The following is a 23,895-nucleotide window of genomic DNA, read 5'->3' as shown; positions in this document are numbered from 1 at the left end:
AAGGAGACCTGTATTCCTTTGTAGTGTTCTGTTCACCCGTCCCGGCCGCCAACCACCTGCGCCATCAGCGGATGAACTGCCTGTCCGCTTGTGGCGTTCAGCACGGTACCCAGCCGTTGCCTGCCAATATAACCCTGATCCAGGATCCGCACCAGAGAGATTTGAGCGTTCAAGTACTCATATTTTGACGAGCCTTCATGACGGTGAACGCCGGCGCCAGTGCCATGGTTTTCCACATAGCCGCATTCGCCGTGCCGGGTGGGCAACCATGGCCGATAACCTGGAGTCAAGCGCAAATCGCCTATCCGGTCCAAATGCACTAAGATATTGAAGTCTGTGCTGCGTCCTGCCTCCGATCCGGCGGCGGGGCCTGGCATCGCATCGCAAATGAACCTCCTGTTACGGAAATGCCGTAACCGCTTAGCCCAAAGGAGGTGGGTTCACATATGCGTCCTTACGAATTGATGGTAATCATCGACCCCGAGGTCGAAGAGCGTACCGTTGAGCCGTCGCTTCAGAAGTTCCTGAACGTCATCACCAACGATGGTGGAACCATCGAAAAGGTTGACATCTGGGGCCGTCGCCGGCTGGCTTACGACATCAAGAAGAAGTCCGAAGGTATCTACGCCGTGGTGAACTTCACCGCCAAGCCGGAAACCGCCAAGGAACTTGACCGCCAGCTGTCTCTTAACGAGACCATCATGCGCACCAAGATCACCCGCCCCGAAGAGCAGAAGGTTGTTGCTGAGTAATTTCAGCCCAATTTTCATTCTTTACCCCGCAGGAAACGCACTCTTCACCCAGGATCGAACAAGGAGGCAGTAGATGGCAGGCGAGACCACCATTACGGTCATCGGTAACCTCACCAATGACCCGGAATTGCGGTTCACACCGTCCGGTTCGGCAGTAGCGAACTTCACCATCGCTTCCACCCCCCGCACCTTTGATCGCCAGTCCAACGAGTGGAAGGACGGGGAAACCCTGTTCCTCCGCGCCGCTGTCTGGCGTGAAGCGGCCGAGAACGTCGCCGAGTCCCTTACCAAGGGCATGCGCGTGATTGTTACCGGGCGCCTGAAGAGCCGTTCCTACGAAACCAAAGAAGGCGAGAAGCGCACCGTTATTGAGCTTGAGGTCGATGAAATCGGCCCGAGCCTGCGCTACGCCAATGCCAAAGTCAACCGCACCCAGCGCTCCGGCGGTCAGGGTGGCCAGGGTGGTTTCGGTGGCGGCAACAGCGGCGGTGGCTTCGGCGGCGGCGCGCCTGGTGGGAACCAGGGCGGCAACTCCGGTGGCGGCTGGGGCGGCGGCAACCAGCAGGCTGCACAGGACGATCCTTGGGCGACGCCCGGTGTCTCCAATGCAGGCGGCTGGGGCAACGGCCCCGACTCCGAACCTCCCTTCTAAAAACCCATTAAGGCCCGACGCCGGGACCACCGGAAGTGCCGGAAGGCACGAAGGTGATTGCCGCCGTCGGACCACCACCATCCCGTGGATCAATATCCACGGGCTCCCTAGAATAGGAGCTCCACGATGGCTAAGGCTGAACTCCGTAAGCCCAAACCAAAGTCCAACCCCTTGAAGGCCGCTGACATCACTGTCATCGACTACAAGGACGTAGCATTGCTGCGCAAGTTCATCTCCGACCGCGGAAAGATCCGCGCCCGTCGCGTCACTGGCGTCACGGTGCAGGAACAGCGCAAGATCGCACAGGCAATCAAGAACGCCCGCGAAGTTGCCCTGCTGCCTTACTCCGGCGCTGGCCGCGGCTAAGGAAGGGATTAACTAACATGGCAAAGCTCATTCTGACCCACGAAGTAACCGGTCTCGGTGCTGCTGGCGATGTTGTAGAGGTCAAGGACGGTTACGCACGTAACTACCTGCTCCCCCGCAACTTCGCCCTGACCTGGTCCAAGGGTGGCGAGAAGCAGGTTGAGTCCATCAAGACTGCCCGCGCCGCCCGCGAGCACGCTTCCCTGGAAGACGCTCAGAAGCAGGCTGCTGCACTTTCCGCAAAGCCGGTCAAGCTCGTTGTCAAGGCTGGCGAGACCGGACGCCTGTTCGGAACCGTCAAGCAGGCAGACGTCGCTGACGCTGTTGAGGCCGCTGGCCTTGGCCGCATCGACAAGCGCAAGGTTGAACTGCCGGCACACATCAAGTCGGTTGGTTCCTACCAGGCCAACGTCCGTCTGCACGACGACGTTGCTGCTGTGATCGAACTCGACGTAGTGGCAGGCAAGTAGCCCATAAGGCTCCTGGTCCTGAACTGCACAAAGACCCCGTCGCCGGATTCCGGCGGCGGGGTCTTTTGTCTGCGGCGTAAGACGGCACTAGGGGCTGGAAAGCTCGGCCATCACGTGGTGAAAGCCCACGGCAGCGGCATCGCTTTCCGGCCGTCCGCCGGCCGGCACCCGGTGATAATCTGCACCGGTGACCTCACCATCCCCGCGCAGCCGTCCATTCCACCAGGTTGATGTCTTCTCCCGTGAGCCGTACCGCGGCAACCCCCTCGCCGTCGTTGTTGACGCGGAGGGACTGTCTTCGGAACAGATGCAGCAGTTCGCCAACTGGACCAACCTCTCCGAAACGGCGTTCCTGCTGCCACCGACAGATCCCCGTGCCGACTACCGCGTGCGGATATTCACGGGCACCGAGGAGTTTCCGTTCGCCGGGCATCCGACGCTTGGTTCGGCCCACACCTGGCTGGAGTCCGGGGGCGTGCCAAAGTCAGACGGCTTTGTGGTGCAGGAATGCGGTGCCGGTTTGGTCCGGGTGAAGCACGACGCCGGCCGGCTGGCCTTCGCAGCCCCGCCGCTCACCCGCTTCGGCCCGGTGGAGGACGCCCTTCGGCGGCAGCTGGCAGCCGCCCTGAGGCTTCCCGAATCCGGGATCCTTGATGCGTCGTGGCTGGTTAACGGTCCGGAATGGATCGGCGTGCTGTTCGAATCTGCGGAGCAGGTGCTGGCCGTCCAGCCGGAATTCGCGGCGATGGGTGGGTTGAAGGTGGGAATCGTCGGTGCCCACAAACCCGGAGCCGATTCCGACTTTGAGGTGCGGACTTTCCTCCCCGGTGATGCCATCACGGAGGACCCCGTTACCGGCAGTTTTAACGCCGGAGTGGCGCAGTGGCTGATGGGCAGCAACCGGGCCCCGGCCGAATACGTGGCCGCGCAGGGAACCGTTCTCGGGCGGGCCGGGCGCCTTCACATCAAGGCCGAAGACGCCGACATTTGGGTGGGCGGACATTCAACCACGTGCATTCGGGGATCAGTGTTGCTGTAAAACGGGCAGCGGGAATACCTGAAGAGCACCCACCGTTCAGAAGATAGATGCATACGCATGTATGATGGAATGAACGAGCAACAGGAGAATGCCATGGAGACCCGCCGCATCACAGTCCTTTCTGCCGGACTCGGTGTACCGTCATCGAGCCGCCTGCTGGCGGACCAGCTGGCCGCCTCCGCTGAGCGGCAACTGCGTCTGGGAGGCTTCAGTGTGCAGATTGACGTCGTGGAGCTCCGTGACCTTGCTGTGGATATCGCCAACAACTTTGTGACCGGTTACGCGGCCCCCCGCCTCGCCGAGGTGATTGCGGGCGTGGAAGCCTCAGACGGGATCATCGCTGTGACGCCGGTCTTCAGTGCCTCCTACAGCGGGCTCTTCAAGTCGTTCATCGACGTCCTGGACCCCAAGTCACTGGACGGCAAAGCTGTCCTGCTGGGTGCCACCGGCGGCACCGACCGCCACCAGATGGTCCTGGACTACGCCCTGCGGCCGTTGTTCAGCTACCTTCGCGCGCGGATTGCAGCCACTGGCGTCTTCGCCGGCCCCCAGGACTGGGGCACCGCGGACGACGGCGGCTCCAGCCTTGCCGAGCGCATCAACCGGGCCGCCGGCGAATTTACGCGCCTGCTTGAAGGACCTCAGCCCGGGCGGAAGCCGGCCCCGATGGAATCCCTGCCCTTTGAACAGCTGCTGGCAGGCATCTCCGGAGCCCGCTAAGCCGGCCGCACCGAACTTTCGGGCGGCACCGGACGTTGTGTGGGCATGAAATGTCCTGTGGATTCAGTGGAACTGTTGATGACCGAGCGCAGCGGGGTGGAGATTGACTACTGCCCGCAATGCCGGGGGGTGTGGCTCGACCGCGGGGAGCTGGACAAGATCCTGGACCGGGCGGCGGATTCCATGCCCGCCCCTGCCCCGGCACGTCCATCAACGCCCGCTCCCGCGGTAGCACCCCCGCCCCTGTATCCCAACTTTGAACCGCGCCGGGAGCAGCGCGGCTACGACGACCGCCGGTATGGCAAGCAGGACTATGACCGGGACGGTGACCGGCGGCGGCATAAAAAGAAGGAAGGCTGGCTGGGGGAGATGTTCGACTTCTAGGCAAGTCCCTGCCGGTGCCTGCCCGGCTTGGAAGGCTGCCGGCACCCTGCCGGTCAGTCGTCCAGTAGCTCGATGAATTCCCTCGCCTGCTTCAGGGTGATGTCCGAGTGCCGGGTGAGGGCGGTGGCCGCAGCTTCAGTGTCGCCGCTGCGCGCCAGCGTGCGGATCCTGCCGTAGATCTCGTCATTGAGCATGTTGCTGCTGACTTCCCGGGTCACGTCGCCCTTGCTGGCAATTGCCCGGTAGCGGTAGGGGAAGCGCTCCGGCTCTTCGTCCTCGTCGTCCTCAACGGCGGCAGGGGGCGCCTCCGTGCCCCGGTAGGGCTGGGGGTGCGCCGCAAGTGCCCCGACGGCGTCACGGGACGCCCGCAGGCCCTCTCCGGTCACCTCGTAGTACAGCTTGATGGCCGCCATTGCCTGGCCCTGTGCGATCAAGGCATAAAGCCTTCGGTGTTCCTCCTCGGAGAGCTTGGCGGCTGCTGTGCGCGCCAGCTCAGCGGGGGTCACGGCAGGTTCCGCCGGTTCGGCGTTGCGGGCGGCCTTCCGCCTGCTGATGGCGCGGGCAGCCAGCGTTACTCCGGCAATGACTGCCAGGAGGATAAGGACAGGGGCCACAAGCGATTCCATTGTCTAAAGCCGTTCTATGTGCTTCCTGGCAGCAGCCAGGTCTGATTGCTGTGCCTGGGCGGTGTTCTGGCTGGGCTTCGTATTCCGTTCCAGTCGGGCGCGGGCAGCGGTGGCAGCCTGGACCTGGGCGGCGTAGTGCTGCGCCGAACGCTCCGCCAGGTCGCGCTGGTACTTTTCGGCGTCGGACATTCCCGAATCCCGGGGGCTCAGGGCCGTGAAAAGACCCCAAATGAGCACCACCAAAACAATTGCAGGCAAGAGCATCAGCAGTAGTTCGCCCATGCATAGAGCTTATGCCAGATCCGGGTTATCCACAGCAATATTCGGCACCGTGCATAGAGGCCGACAAGGGGCCGGGTCAAATCGGCAGCATGGAATATGATCACTGCCACAAAGGCGCTCGCCGTACCCTCCGGGGTCCCTTTCGGCACTCCTCCCTGCCCCGGCCCGCCATGCAGGCTGTGGATGAAATTCCCCAAAAGAAATATTTACTCCACATGCCGAAGGCCGCGTTTCCGCAGGTCAGACGCCTTAGCCCAAGCAAAGTTTTTTATTTTCCACAGCTTTCCCCACAGGCTGTGCACAAGCTATGCCCGGTACTGCACAGGTTATCCACAGGTGCCTTAGCATGCTGGCTTTGAGGCTGAACGCCTGGCGGCTAGCGTAGCGGGGTACCTGTTCTTCGGTGCCCCGGAAGGCTTTCGGAAGGGGGGAGAACGGTACAGGGCGGACCGCTGCATCCTGCAGCTGCGGCCAAATGTGGAAAACCTGTGGATAGTGGGGATAACTCCGGCGAAGGCCCGCGCACCTGCGGGCTGCGCAGGATTGTCAGACCCCGCCGGTAAACCTGGACAGGTGGCGAGGCGCAGCTTGTGCGGCGCAACGCCTTTAGCAGGATGGTTAGCCACCGGGCACCGCGGTCCCCGGTACACAGTGGAGGACGGCAGCTTTGTCAGTAGCGCATTTGGACCCGATCGAGGCCACCCGCGGATCGGACGTGAGCCGGAAGCCTCCGCAGGACATCCCCGCAGAACAGTCTGTCCTCGGCGGAATGATGTTGTCCAAGGACGCCATCGCCGATGTCGTGGAGATCCTCCGCGGCCAGGACTTCTACCGGCCTGCCCATGAAACCATTTATGAAGCCATCATCGACCTTTACGGCCGCGGTGAGCCCGCGGACGCCGTCACAGTCTCCGATGAGCTCACCAAGCGCGCCGAGATCAACCGGATCGGCGGCCCCGCGTACCTGCATGAGCTGATCCAGACCGTTCCCACCGCGGCCAACGCAGGGTATTACGCCGAGATCGTTGCTGAACGTGCCGTCCTTCGCCGCCTGGTGAATGCCGGCACCAAGATCGTGCAGCTGGGCTACGGCTCGGACGGCGAGGTGGAGGACCTGGTGAACCAGGCCCAGGCCGAGGTCTATGCCGTGGCAGAGCGGCGCACCGCCGAGGATTACGTGGTGCTCAAGGACGTGATGGAGTCCACGGTGGACGAAATTGAGGCGTCGGGTCACCGCGGCGAGGGCATGACCGGTGTACCAACCGGCTTCTACGAACTTGATGAGCTCACACACGGGCTCCACCCCGGCCAGATGATTGTTATCGCAGCGAGGCCCGCAGTTGGTAAGTCCACCTTCGCCCTGGACTTTGCCCGCTCCGCCGCCATCAAGAACAACCTGGCTACTGTTATGTTTTCCCTCGAAATGGGCCGCAACGAGATCGCCATGCGCCTGCTCTCAGCCGAAGCCACCATCGGCCTGCAGGATCTCCGCAAGGGAACCATCAAGGACGAGCAGTGGTCCAAAATCGCCACCACCATGGGCCGGATGAATGATGCTCCGCTGTTCATCGATGACAGCCCCAACATGTCCCTGATGGAAATCCGCGCCAAGTGCCGGCGGCTGAAGCAGCAGCATGACCTTAAACTCGTCATCCTCGACTACCTGCAGCTGATGAGCTCCGGCAAAAAGGTGGAGTCGCGCCAGCAGGAAGTCTCGGAGTTCTCCCGTGCCCTGAAGCTGCTGGCGAAGGAACTCCAGGTCCCGGTTATTGCCCTGTCCCAGCTCAACCGTGGGTCGGAGCAGCGCCAAGACAAGCGGCCCATGGTCTCGGACCTTCGCGAATCCGGCTCCATTGAGCAGGACGCGGACATGGTGATCCTGCTCCACCGCGAGGACGTCTACGACAAAGAATCACCGCGCGCGGGTGAAGCCGACATCCTTGTGGCCAAGCACCGTAACGGCCCCACCAAGGACATTGTGGTGGCCTTCCAGGGCCACTACTCCCGCTTCGCGAACATGGCGGCCGACGCCGGCGGCGGAGGCTTCTAGGGCCCGGCCCTTCCCTGCGGGCCCGGGCCAATCCATCGGACTTTTGCCCGCTGGTCCTCAGCCCTGCGCCAGCAGGTGGTTCGGCAGCCGGTTTCCCGGCGCCGTTCCCCTGATTTCCAGCAGTTCGCGGGCATGGGCGTGGAGCCTTTTATCCTCTTCGCTGACAGGCACCCACGCCGGGACGGGCACGGAGTTGCCCTCGGCGTCGCGCGCCACCATCACGGTGAGGCAATAGGTGGTGAGGTTCAGTTCGCCGCCCTTGGGATCGCCCGAGCGGACGTGGACGGCGATATGCATGCCCTTGGTCCCCGTGTAGACAAGGCGCGCTTCAACCTCAACCACGTGGCCGATCAGCAGGGGGCGGTAGAACCGGACTCCTCCGGAGAACACGGCCACAGTGTCCATCCCGCAGTAGCGGGAGGCGCAGACGTAGGCGGCTTCGTCAATCCACTTCATCACGATGCCGCCGTGGACTTTTCCGCCCCAGTTCACGTCCGTAGGAGCAGCCATAAACCTCAGCGTCACCCGCTCGGCCGTACCTGCATCGGTATATTCCTGGCGGTTCATGGCTTCGACGATCTGCTCGCGGATCCTGATACGGGCAAGGGCATGGTCCCGCTGCTCGATCTCTTCAGCTGTGACGGGCTCGAACTGCTTGACGGGGATGGGCTTTCCATCCTCACCCACGGCAACGAAGATCACCATGCACTGGCTGCGCATGGTGGCCGGGCCGCCTTTGGGATCACCCGAGGACACTACGGTCCGGATATGCATCGACGAACGCCCGGTGTACACGATGGTTGCTTCCACCTCCACCATGTCGCCGCTGTTCACGGGGTCGGCGAAGTGGATGTTCCCCACATAGGCCGTCACGCAGTAGGACTTGGCCCAGCCCACGGCGGCAGCGTAGGCAGCCTTGTCCACCCACTCCAGGACTGTCCCGGCGTCCACTGAGCCGCTGTGGCCCACGTCCATGGGGGCGGCCAGGAAGCGGAGGGTCACGGAGTTGGGGGTAACGGCATCAGTCATGGTGCGATCTTACTGACGCCACTGGTTACCCATCGGTTGGGGATGCAACATTGGAGCCAACAGCAATGCCCCGCCCGCGGAAAGGCGGACGGGGCAGAGCTGATCACCTCAGTGCGATCGGGGCAAGTCAGCCGGCGGAGGGGTACACAATGTCCGGCTGGGCAGGAAGCTCCATGCCTTCTCCGATGAAGAAGCCGGGGTGCGGCGGCTGGTTGTAGGCGATGTTCTCGCGCGCCACCGAAAGGCGGTATACCGGATCATGCATCAGGGTACGGAGCCGGACATCCGTGGCTGCGGAGGTGGTGTAGATCCGCAGCTCGGTGCTGTCGGCCGAAGGCCACGCCAGTTCCTCCCGCCAGTCACCCAGGAGATCCGCCTGGATGGCAGGGTTGCCCTTGGTGCTGTTGTTGGTCTTGGCGCCGGCTGCTGTCAGCAGCCGGTCGCTGGATGCCGTCTCCCAGTTCCACTTGGCGATGCTTGGGGTGCCCGTGTTACTGGCGGCGTTCCAGTCATGGTCCACGATCTCGCGCAGCAGGTCGCCGTCCCACCAGGCCATGAAGTTGGCCGCAGGAATCTTGTTGGCGATCAGCTGGCCCTTGGCGGAGCGAAGCTCACCGACAGGGGAGTTCCAGGCGGCGTCGCCGCCGATGGCCCAGCCTTCGGCACCCGCATGGCGGGGGTCGATATCTCCGGCTGCAGCGCGTCCGGTGTCCTTGGTGGCCGGGATGCTCCACAGCACCTCACCGGTCCGTGAATCCCGGAAGGTAGCACCCTTGTTGCCGCTGGAACCCATGTCCTCGTGGGCGGCGAACGTCTCCAGCCCCGGGCGGGACGGATCGAGGTCGCTCGTGTGGATGGCGTCGCCGTGGCCGAGGCCTGTGTTGTACAACGGCTTGCCGTTGTCGTCGATGGTCATGGACCCGAAAACAAACTCGTCCTTGCCGTCGGCGTCAACATCCGCAACGGACAGGTTGTGGTTGCCCTGGCCGCGGTACTGCCCGCCGGCAGCGTCCGAATCGAAGACCCAGCGCTTCACGATCTTGCCGCCCACCAAGTCGTACGTGGCGAGCACGGCCCGGGTGTAGTAGCCACGGCTGAACATCATCGAGGGGTGCTCGCCGTCCAGGTACGCTACGGCACCAAGGAACCGGTCCACGCGGTTGCCGTAGGTGTCGCCCCAGGCCCCCACATCACCGCGGGGAGGATCGTACTTCACCGTATCCATCACGGTGCCGGTGGCGCCGTGGAAGACGGTCAGGAATTCATCGCCGGTCAGCACGTATCCGGTGCTGTTGCGGTGGTCGGCGCTGGGGTTGCCAATCGCTGTGCCCGCCGCATCCCGGGTGCCGTCGGCCGTCTTCATGGCGACCTCAGCCTTGCCGTCACCGTCGAAGTCATACGCGAGGAGCTGCGTGTAATGGGCGCCGGCACGGATGTTCGGCCCCATGTTGATGCGCCAGAGCCTGGTGCCGTCCATCCTGTAGGCGTCCACGTAGACAGTGCCGGTGTAGCCCGCCTGCGAGTTGTCCTTGGAATTGGACGGTGACCACATCTGGATGACTTCGTAGGTCCCGTCGCCATCCAGGTCCGCCACGCTGGAGTCACCGGCGGAGTAGCTGTAGGGCTGGCCGTCCTTGGTGTAGTCGTCGGCAGGCTTGTCGAGCTTGATGGACAGGTAGTCCTGGGCCAGCGGCGTGAACTCGGCGGTGAGCTGGTCCCCGCCGTTGCCCACGGTCTTGATGACGTACTTGGAGGACGCTGTTCCAGCGGGATCCAGGTAGGTGGTGCTGCTGCGGATCGGCTCGTCCGTTAGCTGGACGCCGTCCCGGATTACATGGAAGCCAATCTGCTCAGGGTCCAGGCCCAGCATGCGCCAGCCCACCCGGACGCCGTCACCGGTCAGCAGGGCCACGGGGGCGCGGTCCAGCTTCTCCATCTGCCGGTTCACTATGGTGACCTTTTCCGTTCCCACCACGGGGGAGGGCACGGATTCGCCGCCCTTGTTCACGGTGGTAACGCGGTAGTAGTACTTGATGGTGGTCAGCACGGTGTAGTCGGTGTAGTTCACCTCGGTGGCACGGCCCACGTAGTCAAAGGGGCCGTCGGGTGAGGTGGACCGGTAGACCTGGTACGCGGCAGCGCCGGAGACTTTCTGCCACTTGAGCGTGACACTGGTCTTCTCGACGGCCTTGACGTCCACCTTGCTGGTGGCCGCCGGGACGGGCGTGCCGGGATCCACCAGGGCGGTCTCAACAGTGTTGGAAGGCACCGATTCAAGTCCCGTGCTGTCCAAAGCGGTGACGAAGTACTTGTACTTCAGGCCGGCGAAGGCAGTGGTGTCCTGGAAGGACGCTGTGGTCACGTTTTCGGCGATCAGCTGCGGCTCAGCTTCAAAGGATGCCTGGCGGAACACCTTGTAGGCGGCGGCGTCTGCCACAACATCCCAGGCGAGGTCCACGGTGGGCGGTTCTGCGGCGGCGTTAACCGCGGCCGTGTGCAGGTTGGTGGGTCCCACCAGCAGCGGGGTAACCTCCAGGCCGTTGAGCCGCTGGCCCGAACCGCTGATGGACAGGTTCAGCTGTCCGTCGGAGACCAGAACCTGGTTGATGATCTTGGTTGCCGAGGATGCCCGGCTGGAAGACACTTGGCCGAAGGGAGTGCCCTCGGCGGCGACGTCCGTCCGCGTGGAACCGATCCAGTCGCTGTGGTACGTCTTCAGGGCGTAGGTGCCGTTGGGGACGTCGAGCTGGAATTCGAAGCTGGGGCTGCTGAGGACGAAGTCGCGCAGCAGGTTGCTGGTCACCGCTCCCCGGTCCCGGTCGCTGAGGACCGAGATGTCCTTGAAGCCGAAGCCCCGCTGCGGGGTGTACGCCATGGTCCGGTTGACTTCGGTATAGCCGGCTTCAAGCGGTGCCCCCACGGGTCCAAAGTCGAACTTGTATTTCGCCTGCTTGGTGGTCACGTTGAGGGTGTCGCTGGGGGCCGAGAGTCCCTTGCCGTTCATGGCGGCGACCCGGACGCTGTAGGCGGTGCCTTCGGCCAGTCCGCCCAGGTTGGCGGTGGGGACAGTGGAAGTGGTGGTGAGCTTGTAGGCGCTGTCCGGCTCGGAGGCCAGCTTGCTGTGCACCTTGTACATGTCCGCGCCTTCGACAGGCTGCCACTTCAAAAGTGCCCCCGCGTTGGAGACGCTTCCGGCCACCAGTCCCTGCGGCTTGGCAGGAACGGACGACGGCGCCGCCACCTCTTTGACGCGCGAGGCGAGCGGAACGCTAAGCTCCTTGACCCCGCCGGCCACCAGGCGCGCGATCTGGATGGCGCCGTACTCCTGGAAGTGGGTGTTGTCCACCGTGCCAGTGGGGCGGTTGGGGTAGACGCCGGCGTCGACGTGCAGGAAGACCGACTTGGTGTCCTCCGGGCCGATTGCGTCGTAATAGGCGCGGCTCGAGGCTGAGAGGTCCACCAGGGCCACGTTTTCCTCAGCGGCCAGTTCCTGCATCTTGGCCACGTACTCCGGGAAGCTGACCCGGAACTTGCCGGTGGCTTCGTCGTAGTCCCGCCGTCCCACGGGGGTGACCAGGACGGGGGTGGCGCCACGCTGGCGGGCGCCGTTGACGTACGTCCGCAGGTATTCCTTGTAGTCGGCCGGGGAGGCGTAGCGGTCGTCGACGCCCACGGTGGCGTCGTTGTGGCCGAACTGGACCATCAGGTAGTCGCCTGGATTGATGACGCGCAGGATCTCGTCCAGCCGTCCCTGGCTGATGAAGTTCTTGGAGCTCCGGCCGCCGATGGCGTGATTCTTGAAGGAGACGCTGTCATCGAAGTACCGGTCGATCATCTGGCCCCAGCCCGCTTGGGGGGCGAAACCCGGGTCGTAGGTCTGCACGGTTGAGTCGCCCGCGAGATAGACGCCGGGGTCGGTAGTGGCAGTGCGCGGAGCACGGGCCGCGATGACCAGGGAGTTGATCCTGGCCGCCGTACCGGTGAAGTCGAGGTTAAGCTGTCCGTCCACCAGGGAGATGGGAAATTCCATCTCCAGATACTGGCCGGCGGGCTTGTCCGTTGCCTGGACCTTGGCCATCTTCTCGGCTGTGATGGCGATGTTGGTGGCTTCCGCCGCGTCGCCGGCGATGAGCTTAACGGTGTAGTCCCCGTTGGGCAGGTCCACCAGGAACGAGCTCCCCTGGGCCTGGACAAAGTCGGACCGCAACGGATCGCCGGTGCCGCGGTCAACGCCGGAGGTGACGGAGGTATCCGTGAAACCGAACTTGGTGCCCGCCGAATACTGGGTGCCGGCGGCTACGGCTGTGTAGCCGTCTGCGGTGGTGCCGGGGCCAAAGTCGAATTTGAAGCCGCTTCCCACCGGGGGCAGGGCGGTATCGGCCTGGACGGCCGGAAGCCCGGTGAAAGCGATGGCGGCGGAGGCCACGGCTGCTGTGACTGCTTTCGCTCCGGCCGGGAGCCTGCGCTGGCGCGGTGGCGGAGCTTCCTTGGAGAGTGGGGGCATTTGCGGGGGTGTGTTCACGGACATCTCCTTCGATGAGCGATGGCAAAGCGGTACCCAGGAAGGTTGGAACGATTCAAAGCAAAAACGCGCTGCGGGTAGCAGCGCAATTGGAGCTAAGGGAGTTGGCCGGGGTGGCCGGCCGCGGGACTGAGACCTGGGATGGAGTGATGCAGCTCTCACTGCAGCACTCATTGGTTTATCAGTCGGGCCCGGCTCCTGGCAAGCGTTTTCCCAACTTTCCCGTGAGTTTCTGGTCCCGGATGTTCCGGTTTGTTCCCCGCAGGCTGCGCTGCGGTCACGCGCCAACGGCCGGCCTCCTTGTGACCTGGCCAGTTAACGCGCGACGGCGGATCGGCACCAGGTGCCCATCCGCCGTCGCGCGCTTCCCGGCCGTAGCCGGACGTAATCGGTTAGGCCAGGACGGCCAGTTTTGAGTTGCTTCGGCCAAAGACGGCGCGGTCCACGGAGAGGCGGCCGGCACCGGTGAGGGCCAGGGCGAAGGCTGCTGCCGCGAGGAGCAGGACCAGTTCGTAGCCGCCGTTCGCGGCGAAAACGCCGGCAGAGGCGTGGACCAGGAACAGGGCGCCCAGCATGTCCAGGGCCAGGAGTGCTGCAACCACGCGGGTGAGAATGCCAAGGATCAGGGCGATTCCGCCGGCCAGTTCCAGCACGGCGATGGCCGGCGCAGCAATTTCCGCTGCCGGGACTCCCATTTTCGCAAATGACGCCTGGGTGCCTGCGATGGTCCATTCGTTAAACTTCTGCCAGCCGTGGGCTGCAAAGAGGAAGCCGAGGACAATCCGGAGAGCGGTAATGGCGGTCGTGGTAAGTCGTGACTGGTTCATGGGACTTAAGTCTTCCTGCTAATACTTGAAGTGTCAACCAACCGCGTCACAATGTGGCCCTTGTCATGCCCTCGTGGTCACACCCGGAACGAGCATTAAGCTGGCTGGGTGCCCCAATTACCTGCTCCGACGGCGGCCGCGCGACCGAAGGGACATGCCCGCGAAATCCTCCGGCTGGCTGTGCCGGCTTTCGGGGCGCTCGTCGCCGAACCTCTGTTCCTGCTGGCTGATTCGGCCATCGTCGGCCACCTGGGCGTCGCGCAGCTCGCGGGTGTGGGGCTGGCCTCGGCCGTGCTGCACACCGCCGTCGGACTGATGGTCTTCCTGGCCTATTCCACTACCCCCGCCGTGGCGCGCGCCATCGGAGACGGCCAGCTGGGCAAGGCCCTGGCGGCGGGGCGCGACGGCGTCTGGCTGGCCCTGCTGCTCGGCGCCGTCCTCGCCGTGGCCGGCTTCCTGGCCGCAGACCCGTTGATCGGCCTGCTGGGAGCGGACGGTGAGGTGCGCACTTTCGCCGTTGACTACCTCCGCTGGTCCATGCCGGGGCTGGTGGCCATGCTCCTCATTTTTGCCGGCACAGGACTGCTTCGCGGCCTCCAGGACACGCGGACGCCACTGGTTGTGGCCACCGCCGGATTCGCCCTGAACATCATCCTGAACCTGTGGCTCGTCTACGGACTGGGGTGGTCCGTCACCGGTTCCGCCGTGGGTACCAGCCTGGCGCAATGGGCCATGGCGGCCGTCTACCTGTTGATGGTGAAGCGGAATGCCCAGCGCAACGGCGTCAGCCTCCTGCCGAGCTGGCGTGGGATTCGGAGCATGACGCGCGTTGGGTCCTGGCTGATGCTGCGGACGCTCAGCCTGCGCGCGGCCATCCTGGCGACGGTGGTTGTGGTCACCGCGCAGGGACCAGTCAACCTTGCGGCCCATCAACTTGCCATGACCATCTTTTCTTTCCTGGCCTTCGCCCTGGACGCCCTGGCCATCGCCGCGCAGGCTCTGATCGGTAAGGAGCTCGGCGCCGCCAATCCTGCCAAGGCGCGGCTCCTGACCAGGACCATGACCCGATGGGGACTCGGCTTCGGTGCGGTCACTGGCGGGCTCCTGGCGGTGGCCGCACCGTGGGCGGGGGCCCTCTTCAGCTCCGATCCTGACGTGCATAAAGTCCTGGCCGTCGCCCTGTGGATCCTTGCCGCCGGCCAGCCTATAGCCGGTTATGTCTTTGTGCTGGACGGGGTGCTGATCGGCGCCGGTGACGCCAAGTACCTGGCGCTCGCCGGGGTGGTTAACCTGGCCGTGTACGCGCCACTGATGGTTGCCGTAGCCCTGTCAGGGGCAGGGGGCGCGGCGGGCCTGGGCTGGCTTTGGGCAGCCTTTGCCCTGGGCTACATGGCGGCCCGTGCCGTCACACTCGGCGCCCGCGCCCGGTCGGACCATTGGATGGTGCTGGGTTCGCCCTAGGCCGGCGCGCCACTAAACTGGATCGGTGACCCAACCGAGAACACCCGCAGGTACTGCTTCCGGAACGGCTGCCACGGCTGACCTGTGGAAGCCGGTGCTGCTCCGTTCTGCGGCGGCGCTGGTTTTTGGGGCCGTGACCATATTCTGGGCGGCGCCGTCCGTGGAGGTTATGGGCTGGTCCGGGGGGCTCTACCTGCTGGCAACCGGACTGCTCCTGATGTGGGGTATTTCCGCAACGGGCTTCCAGCGGGACAGCAGGGCGGGCAAAATGCTTTCCGCAGCAGGCTCCGTGCTTGCCGGCGCCGGTTTTGCGTTGGAGGTGCTGCACGGGGACCTGCTGTTCGGCGTCATTGCCGCCCTCGGCCTGGGCGTCGCGGGAGCGCTGGAGCTGTTTTGCGGGCTGAAGTTCCGCGGCCGCCACGTGCTGGCCCGGGACTGGATCGCCTCCGGAATCATTGGCCTCGGCACGGCCGTTATCCTGCCCTTTTTTATCAGCCTCGGGGCGCACGCGCTGCTGGGTGTTGCCGGCGGCGGAGCCATCATCTCCGGGGTCCTCTGGGCCCTTGCCGGGCTGACCGTCCGGCACGATGCCCGTACCGAAGCGGGAAACCCGTAAACTAGGAGTAGTCCGGTTCTACTTCTCGTAGAAGTTGACCCGGCGTACTACCGAAAGACATTAACCCAGGCCGGCCGGCGCGCCGCCTGCAGGGAGGAATCACCGTGGCAGACCAGCAACCAGGAAATCCGCGAAAGATGCGGACCTCGGTGAAGGGCCCGCTGATGTTCTCCGCCTTCTGGGCCGTGATCGCCTTCGTCGCGGTCGTAATTTTCGCCTCCGGCGGCAGTGCCCGTGCCCCCCGCTTCGATCTGGCCTTCACCGCTGCCGGCATCGCCTTTATCGTCACCCTGGTGATTGCCGCGATGCTCTCGATGAGCCACAAGGATAATGCCGATTACCTGGGCAAGGGGTCCGGTGTAAACCTCAGCTCAGCTCCGAAGAAATCCCACGGCTTCGGCGGCCCGGGCCCGCAGGACCCGGCCTCCCCTGACGAATTCGGCAACCCGGGCCCCCGCTAGGCATCTAACCTGTTGCCGCCTGGCGTGCCCGGTACGCGGCAACGTGGGCGCGGTTGGCGCAGTTCCCGGTATCGCAGTACCGCTTTGACCGGTTCCTGCTGAGGTCCAGCACCACAGCGTCGCAGTCCTCCGACTCGCAGGTGCGCATCCGGTCCATCTCCTTGCCGCGGATCACGTCCGCCAGGGCCATGGCGGCTTCCGTGCTCATCCTGTCCACCAGCGGGGCCTCGGGGGTGGTGGCATGGAGGTGCCAGTCCCAGTCGTCGTGCTTCACCAGCTGCGGCAGGGCCCTGGCTTCGCGCAGCAGGCGGTTAACCGTCTCCACTGCAGAGTCTTCGTCTGCGCTCCACAGCGCGGCGAGCTGTTGGCGCAGCCGGCGGACACTCCTTAGTTCGTCGTCGTCCCGGGTGCGTGAGCCGCTGAATCCTTCCGCTGCCAGGAAGCGGTCCAGGTCCGCTGTGGATGCCAGTCCCTCGCTTCCGTTGGCCGCTGAATTGACCAGATTTACTACGCTGCGCAGGGCCACCTCAGTGTCAGGGGCAAAAACCATCTTGACTCCTTACAGGGCCGGCGCGTACTGTCATGACCATAACCCCACTTTACTCCTGACAGAAGGCAACGATGACTGCTGCAAGCGACCGCACGCCCGGCCTGAGGGTGCCCGCAGGCAAACGCAGCTTCCTTGCCTCCGGCCTCGGCATTGCGCTGTTTTCGTCTGCTGTTTTTGGTCTCTCCGGATCCTTTGCCAAGGCCCTGCTGGAAACAGGATGGTCCCCGGGGGCTGCTGTCACTGCCCGGCTCACCGGTGCTGCCCTGATCCTGGCCGTTCCTGCGGTTCCGGCCCTGCGCGGCCGCTGGCACCAGCTCCGGGACAACTGGGTCACCATCCTGCTCTTCGGCCTGATCGGCGTCGCGGCCTGCCAGCTGTTCTACTTCAACGCTGTGGCCAGGCTTTCCGTGGGTGTTGCACTCCTGCTTGAGTACTTGGCTCCGGTGATTATCGTGCTCTGGCTGTGGGCCGCCAGCCGGAAACGGCCACGGATGCTGACCTTCGGCGGAACCTTGCTTTCCCTCGCCGGCCTGGTCCTGGTCCTGGACCTCACGGGCGCGGTCAAGATCGACCTCGTGGGGGTCCTCTGGGGCATGGCCGCGGCAGTGTGCCTTGCCATCTATTTCTTCATCACAGCCAGGGAGAACGACTCGCTTCCGCCCATCGTCCTGGCCTCCGGCGGACTCCTGGTGGGGGCTGCCGTCATGTGGCTGGCGGCGGCTACCGGCCTGCTGCCCATGTCCTTCAGCGCGGCCGACACCAAACTCGGCCCGTGGATCACCCCCTGGTGGGTTTCGCTGGCCGGGCTGGTGGTTCTGGCGACGGTCCTGGCCTACGTGTCCGGCATTATGGCCGCCCGGTCCCTGGGCTCGAAGGTGGCGTCCTTCGTGTCGCTGACCGAGGTCCTCTTTGCCGTGGTGTGGGCGTGGCTGCTGCTGGGCGAACTTCCCGGCGCCATCCAGCTCCTGGGAGGCGCGCTGATCGTAGGCGGCGTCATCCTGGTCCGGCTCGATGAACTGCGCGGCCCAGCCCTCCCGGCTGCCGGAGCGGGTGGGGCCGAAGCACCCAGGGCGCCGTCCCCGCTCGAACACGCGAACGACGTCGAGCCCGTCCCGTAAACCCCTGCCGGGGAGGGGTCGATCGCACGCGCCCCAGCGCCTAGCATGGCTGTATGTGCCGGAATATCCGAACCCTTTACAACTTCGAGCCGCACGCGACGTCCGAGGAAGTGCACGCCGCAGCTTTGCAATATGTGCGCAAAGTCAGCGGAAGCACCAAGCCTTCCAAGGCTAACCAGGAGGCCTTCGAGGAGGCGGTGCACGAGATTGCCCACGTCACCCAGCATCTCCTGGACTCGCTGGTGTCCCAGGCGCCGCCCAAGGACCGGGAGACGGAGGCCGCCAAGGCCAAGGCGCGTGCCGCAGTGCGCTACGGCGCCGCCTGAGGCCTCGGCTTCAGGGCCTGCTCCCTACGCCTTTTTTCCGAAGCTCCGCAGCCGCAGCGAGTTCGCAACCACCAGGACCGAGCTCGCCGCCATCGCGGCACCGGCCACCATCGGGTTGAGCAGCCCCAGTGCCGCCACCGGAATGCCCGCCGCGTTGTAGAAGAACGCCCAGAACAGGTTCGTTTTGATGGTGGCCAGCGTCCTGCGGGACAGTTCGATGGACTGGACCACCTGCGAGAGGTCATTGCCCATCACGGTGAGGTCGGCCGCCTCGATGGCCACGTCAGTGCCGGAGCCCATGGCGATGCCAAGGTCAGCCTGCGCAAGCGCTGCGGCATCGTTGACGCCGTCACCGGCCATGGCCACGGTGGCGCCGCCGGCCTGCAGCGCACGCACCACCTCTACCTTGCCTTCGGGCAGGACCCCTGCGTAAACATCTGCGGGATCGATGCCGACGGCGGCGGCCACCTGCGCAGCTACGGCGGCGTTATCGCCGGTCAACAGGATGGGCCGCAGGCCCAGGGACTTCATCCGTCCGACGGCGGCCGCAGAGCCGTCCTTGATGGTGTCCCTGAGGTTGATGATGCCGGCAGTGGCACCGTCCACTGCGAGCCAAATGGCAGTGGAGCCCGCGGCTTCCGCCGCTGCCAGCACCTTTAGTTGTTCCGGCGCTACGGCGATGCCGTTTTCCTGCAGCCAGCCGGTGCGGCCAACGGTCACAAGCCGCCCCTCGACGGTTCCAGCGACACCGCCGCCCGGAGCGGAACGGAAGTGCTGCACGGACGGCAACCGCACGCCGTCGAACGCTGTTTGAGCGGTTGTGCCAGCTTCCCGGGCAAGTGCCGCTGCAGCAATAGCACGGGCGATGGGGTGCTCGGACGCCGCTTCCACGGCGCCGGCCAGCCGCAGCACTTCGCGCTCCCCGAACCCATCGAAAGCACGCGTGGAGTCAACTGCCAGAACTCCGGTGGTGACGGTGCCGGTCTTGTCCAGAAGAATGGTGTCCACGGTGCGCGTGTCCTCCAGGACCTGCGGGCCCTTGATCAGGATGCCCAACTGGGCGCCCCTGCCGGTCCCCGTGAGCAGGCCGACGGGAGTGGCCAGCCCCAGCGCGCACGGGCAGGCGATCACCAGGACGGCGACAGCGGCGGTAAAAGCCGAACGCAGCCCTCCGTCTTCCGTTCCTGCCAGCAGCAGCCAAAGCACAAAGGTGAGGGCGGCGATTGCCAGGACCACGGGAACAAACACGGCGCTGATCCGGTCCGCGAGGCGGGCGATAGGGGCCTTGCCCGTCTGTGCCTGGGACACAAGCCTCGCCATCTGCGCGAGCGTAGTCTCCGAACCCACCCGGCTGGCCCTGACCAGCAGGCGGCCGGAGGTATTGATGGTTGCGCCGGTGACGTGGCTGTCCGGCCCCACTTCCACCGGTACTGATTCGCCGGTGACGAGCGAGGCGTCCACGGCGGATGTCCCGTCAATGACCACGCCGTCGGTGGCGATCTTCTCGCCGGGCCGGACCACCAGGACATCTCCTACCTGGAGCCGTTCGGCAGGGACCCGGTGCTCCCTGCCGTCGCGCACCACGGTGGCGTCCTTTGCGCCGAGGCTGAGGAGGGCGTGCAGGGCGTCGCCCGCCTTCTGCTTGGCATTGGCCTCCAGGTAGCGCCCCAGCAGCAGGAACGTGGTGACCACGGCCGCGACCTCAAAGTAAAGGCCGCCCTGCTCCATGCCCTCCATGCCCGGGTGCTGGGTCATCAGGGGATCCGAGAAGAGCTGCCAGGCCGAGAAAAGGTACGCCGCTGCAACGCCAATCGATACCAGTGTGTCCATGGTTGAGGCGAAGTGGCGGGCGTTGATGGCTGCTGCCCGGTGGAACGGCCACGCTGACCAGGTGACCACCGGCAGGGCAAGCATGGCCGCCACCCAGCCCCACTGCGGGAACTGGAACACGGGGACCATGGAAATCAGGAACACCGGCACCGTAAAGACGGCGGCGAGGATCAGGCGCGGGCGAAGCTGGGCCGCAGCACCGGTTGCACCATCGTCAGTCATGCCGACACCGCCGGCGACGGGTTCGGCTTCCACCGCCGGGGAGCTGACTTTTGCTTTGTATCCGGCCGCGTTGACGGTTTCTACCAGCTGCTCATCGGTGATTCCTGCCGGCACCGTGACGTGGGCGGATTCCAGGGGCAGGTTGACCAGCGCCTGTACCCCCTCGAGCTTGCCGAGCTTCTTTTCCACCCGGTTGACGCAGGAGGCGCAGGTCATGCCCTCGATGTCGAGTTCCACCACCCGGGTTTCGGGCTGGTGGAGAAGTTCCTGGTTGCTCATGCTGCTCCGGGGTCCGTGGTGAAATTCAGGCTTCGTTCGCGACGACCAGGTAACCGGCCTCCGCTACGGCTTCGCCGATCTCCGAGGGTGACAGTTCGTTGCTTGAGGTGATGGTGACAGTGGAAATGCCGCCGGCGTTGAGTTCGACGTCCACGGCCTCTACGCCTGCGAGGGACTCAAGTTCTTCACTGACGGCCGAAACACAGTGTCCGCAGGTCATGCCGGAGACGCTGACGGTGGTGGTGGTGGGGGAAAGGGTGCTCATGTGCTGCTCCTTGTTGTTGGGAAGGCGTTATTAGTGGTGCATTACCGGTGCCGGAAAAGGTGGGCGTTACCGGAGGAGCCGGCCGATGGCATCGGCTGCTTCCTTGACCTTGGCATCGATGGCTTCCGCCCGCAGTTCGGGATCCGGTTCAGACGCCGCACCCACCACGCAGTGGCCGATGTGCTCTTCGACGAGTCCTAAACTGACGGCGTGCAGCGCCTTGGTGACGGCCGAGACCTGGGTGAGGATGTCGATACAGTACTTGTCCTCATCCACCATGCGCGCGATTCCCCGCACCTGGCCTTCGATGCGCTTTAGCCGGCGGAGGTAGGCCTCCTTGTTCCCCGTGTAGCCATGCTCCAGTGCGGCTTGGTCTGCAATGATTTCCGGGAGTTCTTCATCGGTTGCGCTCATAATTCAACCGTATACCCGGTGGGGGTATCGGCGCAAGTACCCCCTGGGGGTATGCGCATGCGCACAGGTGGCGTTTTTGGGCAACAAAAAGCTCCGGAGTGCGTTATTGGGGGATACGCACTCCGGAGCAGCCTTTGGGCAAACCTGGCTTCCACGTCTGTGGGACCGGCCTGCTTCACTTAGCTTACTGGCTGGTAGGCCACTCCGCCAGCACCCTGAATAACTACTTTCGCTTTACTTTCTTTGCCGGGATTTCTGCGTGCCGGAAGGGCTTTTCGCGGGTCATGCACGGTCCTCGTGGGCGGCCATCCGGTACGGCACAATGAGCACGGGCCTGCTCTGGTGGCGCGTAAGCCAGGCACCTACCGACCCACTGAGTGCTTCCGCCAGCCGGTGGGTCAATCCCCGCTCAGAGGTGCCAACGATGATCATCGGCGCGTCGGTTTCCGCTGCTAGCTGGGCGAGGGCGCGGGCAGGGTCCCCCGTCAGGGTCTGAAGAGTCCATTCGGCAGCCGCGGTCCCCGGCGGCACTTGGGCCACCGCGGCTTCTATCGCCGCCTTAAGCTCCATCGTCACTCCGCCGATGTCCTCTGCGTCAGCGTCAGGGTGCAGGGAGAGCCGGTGCGCGGACCGTGCCGGGTCCCATTCCACCAGGTAGCTCGCCTCATCCACGTAGGCGCAGAGCAAACGGGTCCCCAGCCTCGCGGCGAGGGAGGCGGCGGTGTGCAGGACCTCCGGATGCTGCCTGGGAGCCACTCCTACCAGCAGGGGAGAAGTACCGTGCATGTGTTCTGACATAGTTCATTCTCACCTCCTTGGACACTCTTGAACAGCGGCATTACGCCATGGAAGGTCAGGGCGTGGCAGGCGAAGCCGTGACCACCACGTTTTTGCCCCAGGGGTCTTCGGTAAAGCAACTGATCAGGACCAGCCGGTTGGGCACGATGTCCCAGATGGGGCTGTCTTTCAGGCTGGACTTCAGGTACGTCGTCACGCTGTCCACTTCATAGGCAATCGTGCCGGTTGTGGTGTCCACTTCGAACCGGTCGCCCACGCTTGCTGCTGAACTCAGATGGTTGAAGGGTGCCTCCGCACCTTCCCAGCTGTGGCCGATGACGTAGGTTGTGTTGGCGGAGTCATGTCCCGGGGTGCCGAATGGGCTCAGCCAGTAACCGTCCTTAGTGGCCGGCGGCACGACGGTTTGGCTGGCCCGCGCGGAGTCGTCCAACTCCAGCGCATGCACAGGCACATCGAAGGCGGCAGACGCGTAGCGGATCCGAACCGGTTTAGCCGCCGCCGGAAGGGCAGGAGACGGTATTTGTGGGGCAGGGGCCTCCACCGGGGCTGGCTTCTCCCCGTTCAGTGTCCCGGTTGCGGCGATCGATGCAGGTTCTGCGGAATCGATGTCGGAGGGCGTTGATTCGATCACCGTCCCGCCTCCGCCGGCGATCAGTTGCCCCTGATGGGACAGGGGGGCCATGAAGGTGATGGACAAAAAGGCCAGGACACCGCACAGGAGAATGACCAGGTCGCCCCGGTTCCAGCGCCCCCGCCTGGGCGCTTTTCGGGCCGCCCGCCGGCTGTGTTCCTTTGCCATGCTGCTCCTCACCACTTGTAACGGGTAGGAAGGCGCCCCGCCGGGCACTGGCGGGACGCCTTCCTGTCAGGTGGCCGCGTGCTGCGGCGCAGCCGGGGTCAGCCGGCCAGGGGCAGCGTGCGGGACCTGCGCCGGAACGCTACTGCCGCGCCCGCTGCAAACAGTGCACCCAAGCCCGCCAGCCAGGAGGACGGACTGTCAGAACCGCCGACGGCGGTCTGGGCGTTGTACCCCTGGTTGGTTCCCAGGCTGGTGGTGGCAGCTGGCGCCACGGCTGCCCGCTGTGGAGCAGCGGCCCTCGGCTGGGCTACTTCCGGCTGTTGGGGCACGACGACGGCCGCTGCGGGAGGCGCGACGGCCGCAGGTGGGACAACAGGAGACTGCTCAACCACAGGTGTAACAACCTGCGGCTCGACGACGGGCTGGTTAACACCACCTGGGTTTTCGACGGGGGTGTTTCCGGCAGGCGGGTTGACGGCGGGTGGGTTCTCTACGGGAGGGTTGCCTGCTGGCGGATTCTCCAGGGGTGGGACCACGACCGTCGAGACCTTGCACCCATTGGCGTGGGTGGCGCTGCCAGCGGCCCAGTTCTGCCCCTGTTCCATGCCGTGATGGGGCGGGATGATGTCGGCGGGGTGGTTGTCATGGCCGTTCAGCCCCGGGAGGGCAACCATATTCTCGGTGAAGTGCCCGGAGTTGGAGCCGGAACCGGCGTGGCAGATGACAATCTTGTCGTCGTCGGATCCGCGGTCCGCTACGGCCGGAGCCGCGACGGCGAATGCCGCCAGGCCCAGCACCCCCAGCGTTGTGATGGCACGTTTCATGATGATTCTCCCCAGTTGTCGATGTGAAACGGACCATGGCGAGGAGGATCAGCGAATGCGCCGAATGCCCCAGCAGCACGGTCAGCTTGCTTGAGTTTTCAGGCTAGGGTTGGCCACTGCGGCCAGTCGCGAGTAGGGGGTACTCGTCTTTCGCTTGCAACCGGTGGCCCGGTTACTTGCCGGTACCCGAAAAAACCGGCCCACCACTTGGTG

At 64.7% G+C, this 23,895-nt stretch carries 26 protein-coding genes; 13 read left to right on the top strand and 13 right to left on the bottom strand.

The features are described from left to right. Positions 1-32 precede the first annotated feature (32 nt). Complete coding sequence (locus M1D93_RS19750; protein ID WP_461173127.1) at positions 33-173, bottom strand: hypothetical protein; 141 nt, start codon at positions 171-173, stop codon at positions 33-35. Positions 174-446: 273 nt separating this feature from the next. On the opposite strand from M1D93_RS19750, the gene rpsF reads away from it, so the two are divergent. The 7 genes from rpsF to M1D93_RS19715 all read left to right on the top strand — a co-directional run bounded on the left by rpsF (position 447) and on the right by M1D93_RS19715 (position 4,383). Further along, on the top strand, positions 447-752 hold the full coding sequence (gene rpsF / locus M1D93_RS19745; protein ID WP_015939036.1) for a 30S ribosomal protein S6: 306 nt from the start codon (positions 447-449) through the stop codon (positions 750-752). A 73-nt stretch (positions 753-825) separates the two neighbouring features. After that, positions 826-1,404: a single-stranded DNA-binding protein gene (locus tag M1D93_RS19740; protein WP_461173126.1), complete on the top strand. Its 579-nt coding sequence runs from the start codon at positions 826-828 to the stop codon at positions 1,402-1,404. A gap of 126 nt (positions 1,405-1,530) precedes the next feature. Continuing rightward, positions 1,531-1,770 carry a 30S ribosomal protein S18 gene (rpsR, locus tag M1D93_RS19735; RefSeq protein ID WP_003800144.1) on the top strand — a complete coding sequence of 80 codons (240 nt, stop codon included), beginning with the start codon at positions 1,531-1,533 and terminating at the stop codon, positions 1,768-1,770. 17 nt (positions 1,771-1,787) lie between these two features. After that, a complete protein-coding gene (rplI, locus tag M1D93_RS19730) occupies positions 1,788-2,240 on the top strand; it encodes a 50S ribosomal protein L9 (protein ID WP_461173125.1) in 453 nt (150 codons plus the stop codon). A gap of 187 nt (positions 2,241-2,427) precedes the next feature. After that, positions 2,428-3,279 carry a PhzF family phenazine biosynthesis protein gene (locus tag M1D93_RS19725; protein WP_461173124.1) on the top strand — a complete coding sequence of 284 codons (852 nt, stop codon included), beginning with the start codon at positions 2,428-2,430 and terminating at the stop codon, positions 3,277-3,279. A 93-nt stretch (positions 3,280-3,372) separates the two neighbouring features. Continuing rightward, positions 3,373-3,999 carry an FMN reductase gene (locus tag M1D93_RS19720; RefSeq protein ID WP_461175075.1) on the top strand — a complete coding sequence of 209 codons (627 nt, stop codon included), beginning with the start codon at positions 3,373-3,375 and terminating at the stop codon, positions 3,997-3,999. 78 nt (positions 4,000-4,077) lie between these two features. Next, complete coding sequence (locus tag M1D93_RS19715) at positions 4,078-4,383, top strand: TFIIB-type zinc ribbon-containing protein (protein ID WP_461173123.1); 306 nt, start codon at positions 4,078-4,080, stop codon at positions 4,381-4,383. Between the two features lie 53 nt (positions 4,384-4,436). Here M1D93_RS19715 and M1D93_RS19710 read toward each other — a convergent pair whose 3' ends face one another. Both M1D93_RS19710 and M1D93_RS19705 read right to left on the bottom strand, forming a co-directional pair. Further along, positions 4,437-5,009 carry a hypothetical protein gene (locus M1D93_RS19710; RefSeq protein ID WP_461173122.1) on the bottom strand — a complete coding sequence of 191 codons (573 nt, stop codon included), beginning with the start codon at positions 5,007-5,009 and terminating at the stop codon, positions 4,437-4,439. 3 nt (positions 5,010-5,012) lie between these two features. Continuing rightward, on the bottom strand, positions 5,013-5,291 hold the full coding sequence (locus M1D93_RS19705) for a hypothetical protein (protein ID WP_461173121.1): 279 nt from the start codon (positions 5,289-5,291) through the stop codon (positions 5,013-5,015). A gap of 667 nt (positions 5,292-5,958) precedes the next feature. Here M1D93_RS19705 and dnaB point away from each other — a divergent pair. Further along, positions 5,959-7,341, top strand: coding sequence for a replicative DNA helicase (dnaB, locus tag M1D93_RS19700; protein ID WP_163165060.1), 1,383 nt, complete (start codon positions 5,959-5,961; stop codon positions 7,339-7,341). Positions 7,342-7,398: 57 nt separating this feature from the next. On the opposite strand, the gene M1D93_RS19695 is transcribed toward dnaB, so the two are convergent. The 3 genes from M1D93_RS19695 to M1D93_RS19685 all read right to left on the bottom strand — a co-directional run bounded on the left by M1D93_RS19695 (position 7,399) and on the right by M1D93_RS19685 (position 13,719). Continuing rightward, positions 7,399-8,370 (bottom strand): acyl-CoA thioesterase, encoded by a 972-nt coding sequence (locus M1D93_RS19695; protein WP_461173120.1) that lies wholly within the window; start codon positions 8,368-8,370, stop codon positions 7,399-7,401. A 127-nt stretch (positions 8,371-8,497) separates the two neighbouring features. After that, a complete protein-coding gene (locus M1D93_RS19690; RefSeq protein ID WP_461173119.1) occupies positions 8,498-12,898 on the bottom strand; it encodes a rhamnogalacturonan lyase family protein in 4,401 nt (1,466 codons plus the stop codon). 386 nt (positions 12,899-13,284) lie between these two features. Beyond that, positions 13,285-13,719, bottom strand: coding sequence for a DoxX family protein (locus M1D93_RS19685; RefSeq protein ID WP_461173118.1), 435 nt, complete (start codon positions 13,717-13,719; stop codon positions 13,285-13,287). A 108-nt stretch (positions 13,720-13,827) separates the two neighbouring features. Here M1D93_RS19685 and M1D93_RS19680 point away from each other — a divergent pair, with 108 nt between their 5' ends. The 3 genes from M1D93_RS19680 to M1D93_RS19670 all read left to right on the top strand — a co-directional run bounded on the left by M1D93_RS19680 (position 13,828) and on the right by M1D93_RS19670 (position 16,257). Then, positions 13,828-15,180: an MATE family efflux transporter gene (locus M1D93_RS19680; RefSeq protein ID WP_461173117.1), complete on the top strand. Its 1,353-nt coding sequence runs from the start codon at positions 13,828-13,830 to the stop codon at positions 15,178-15,180. 25 nt (positions 15,181-15,205) lie between these two features. After that, a complete protein-coding gene (locus M1D93_RS19675) occupies positions 15,206-15,796 on the top strand; it encodes a hypothetical protein (RefSeq protein WP_461173116.1) in 591 nt (196 codons plus the stop codon). 104 nt (positions 15,797-15,900) lie between these two features. After that, the gene (locus M1D93_RS19670) at positions 15,901-16,257 is read left to right on the top strand and encodes a hypothetical protein (RefSeq protein ID WP_461173115.1); all 357 of its coding nucleotides are present in this window, start codon (positions 15,901-15,903) and stop codon (positions 16,255-16,257) included. A 4-nt stretch (positions 16,258-16,261) separates the two neighbouring features. Here the strand turns inward: M1D93_RS19670 and M1D93_RS19665 are convergent, their stop codons facing one another. Then, complete coding sequence (locus M1D93_RS19665; protein ID WP_461173114.1) at positions 16,262-16,807, bottom strand: CGNR zinc finger domain-containing protein; 546 nt, start codon at positions 16,805-16,807, stop codon at positions 16,262-16,264. Positions 16,808-16,878: 71 nt separating this feature from the next. Here M1D93_RS19665 and M1D93_RS19660 point away from each other — a divergent pair, with 71 nt between their 5' ends. Both M1D93_RS19660 and M1D93_RS19655 read left to right on the top strand, forming a co-directional pair. Further along, positions 16,879-17,925, top strand: coding sequence for an EamA family transporter (locus M1D93_RS19660; RefSeq protein ID WP_461173113.1), 1,047 nt, complete (start codon positions 16,879-16,881; stop codon positions 17,923-17,925). A gap of 53 nt (positions 17,926-17,978) precedes the next feature. Continuing rightward, positions 17,979-18,251, top strand: a complete 273-nt coding sequence (locus M1D93_RS19655; RefSeq protein WP_461173112.1) for a DUF2277 domain-containing protein — start codon at positions 17,979-17,981, stop codon at positions 18,249-18,251. Between the two features lie 24 nt (positions 18,252-18,275). Here the strand turns inward: M1D93_RS19655 and M1D93_RS19650 are convergent, their stop codons facing one another. The 6 genes from M1D93_RS19650 to M1D93_RS19625 form a co-directional block, all read right to left on the bottom strand. Next, positions 18,276-20,582 carry a heavy metal translocating P-type ATPase gene (locus M1D93_RS19650; RefSeq protein ID WP_461173111.1) on the bottom strand — a complete coding sequence of 769 codons (2,307 nt, stop codon included), beginning with the start codon at positions 20,580-20,582 and terminating at the stop codon, positions 18,276-18,278. Between the two features lie 25 nt (positions 20,583-20,607). After that, positions 20,608-20,847, bottom strand: coding sequence for a heavy-metal-associated domain-containing protein (locus M1D93_RS19645; protein ID WP_461173110.1), 240 nt, complete (start codon positions 20,845-20,847; stop codon positions 20,608-20,610). Positions 20,848-20,913: 66 nt separating this feature from the next. Beyond that, positions 20,914-21,261, bottom strand: coding sequence for a metal-sensitive transcriptional regulator (locus M1D93_RS19640; protein ID WP_461173109.1), 348 nt, complete (start codon positions 21,259-21,261; stop codon positions 20,914-20,916). Between the two features lie 282 nt (positions 21,262-21,543). Next, positions 21,544-22,059: a universal stress protein gene (locus tag M1D93_RS19635; RefSeq protein ID WP_461173108.1), complete on the bottom strand. Its 516-nt coding sequence runs from the start codon at positions 22,057-22,059 to the stop codon at positions 21,544-21,546. A gap of 55 nt (positions 22,060-22,114) precedes the next feature. Further along, positions 22,115-22,858: a class F sortase gene (locus M1D93_RS19630; RefSeq protein ID WP_461173107.1), complete on the bottom strand. Its 744-nt coding sequence runs from the start codon at positions 22,856-22,858 to the stop codon at positions 22,115-22,117. Positions 22,859-22,956: 98 nt separating this feature from the next. Continuing rightward, positions 22,957-23,682, bottom strand: a complete 726-nt coding sequence (locus M1D93_RS19625; protein ID WP_461173106.1) for an LPXTG cell wall anchor domain-containing protein — start codon at positions 23,680-23,682, stop codon at positions 22,957-22,959. Positions 23,683-23,895 lie beyond the last annotated feature (213 nt).

The sequence above is a fragment of the Arthrobacter sp. Z1-9 genome (assembly GCF_054792695.1).
This window is presented reverse-complemented; position numbering and strand designations above follow the sequence as displayed.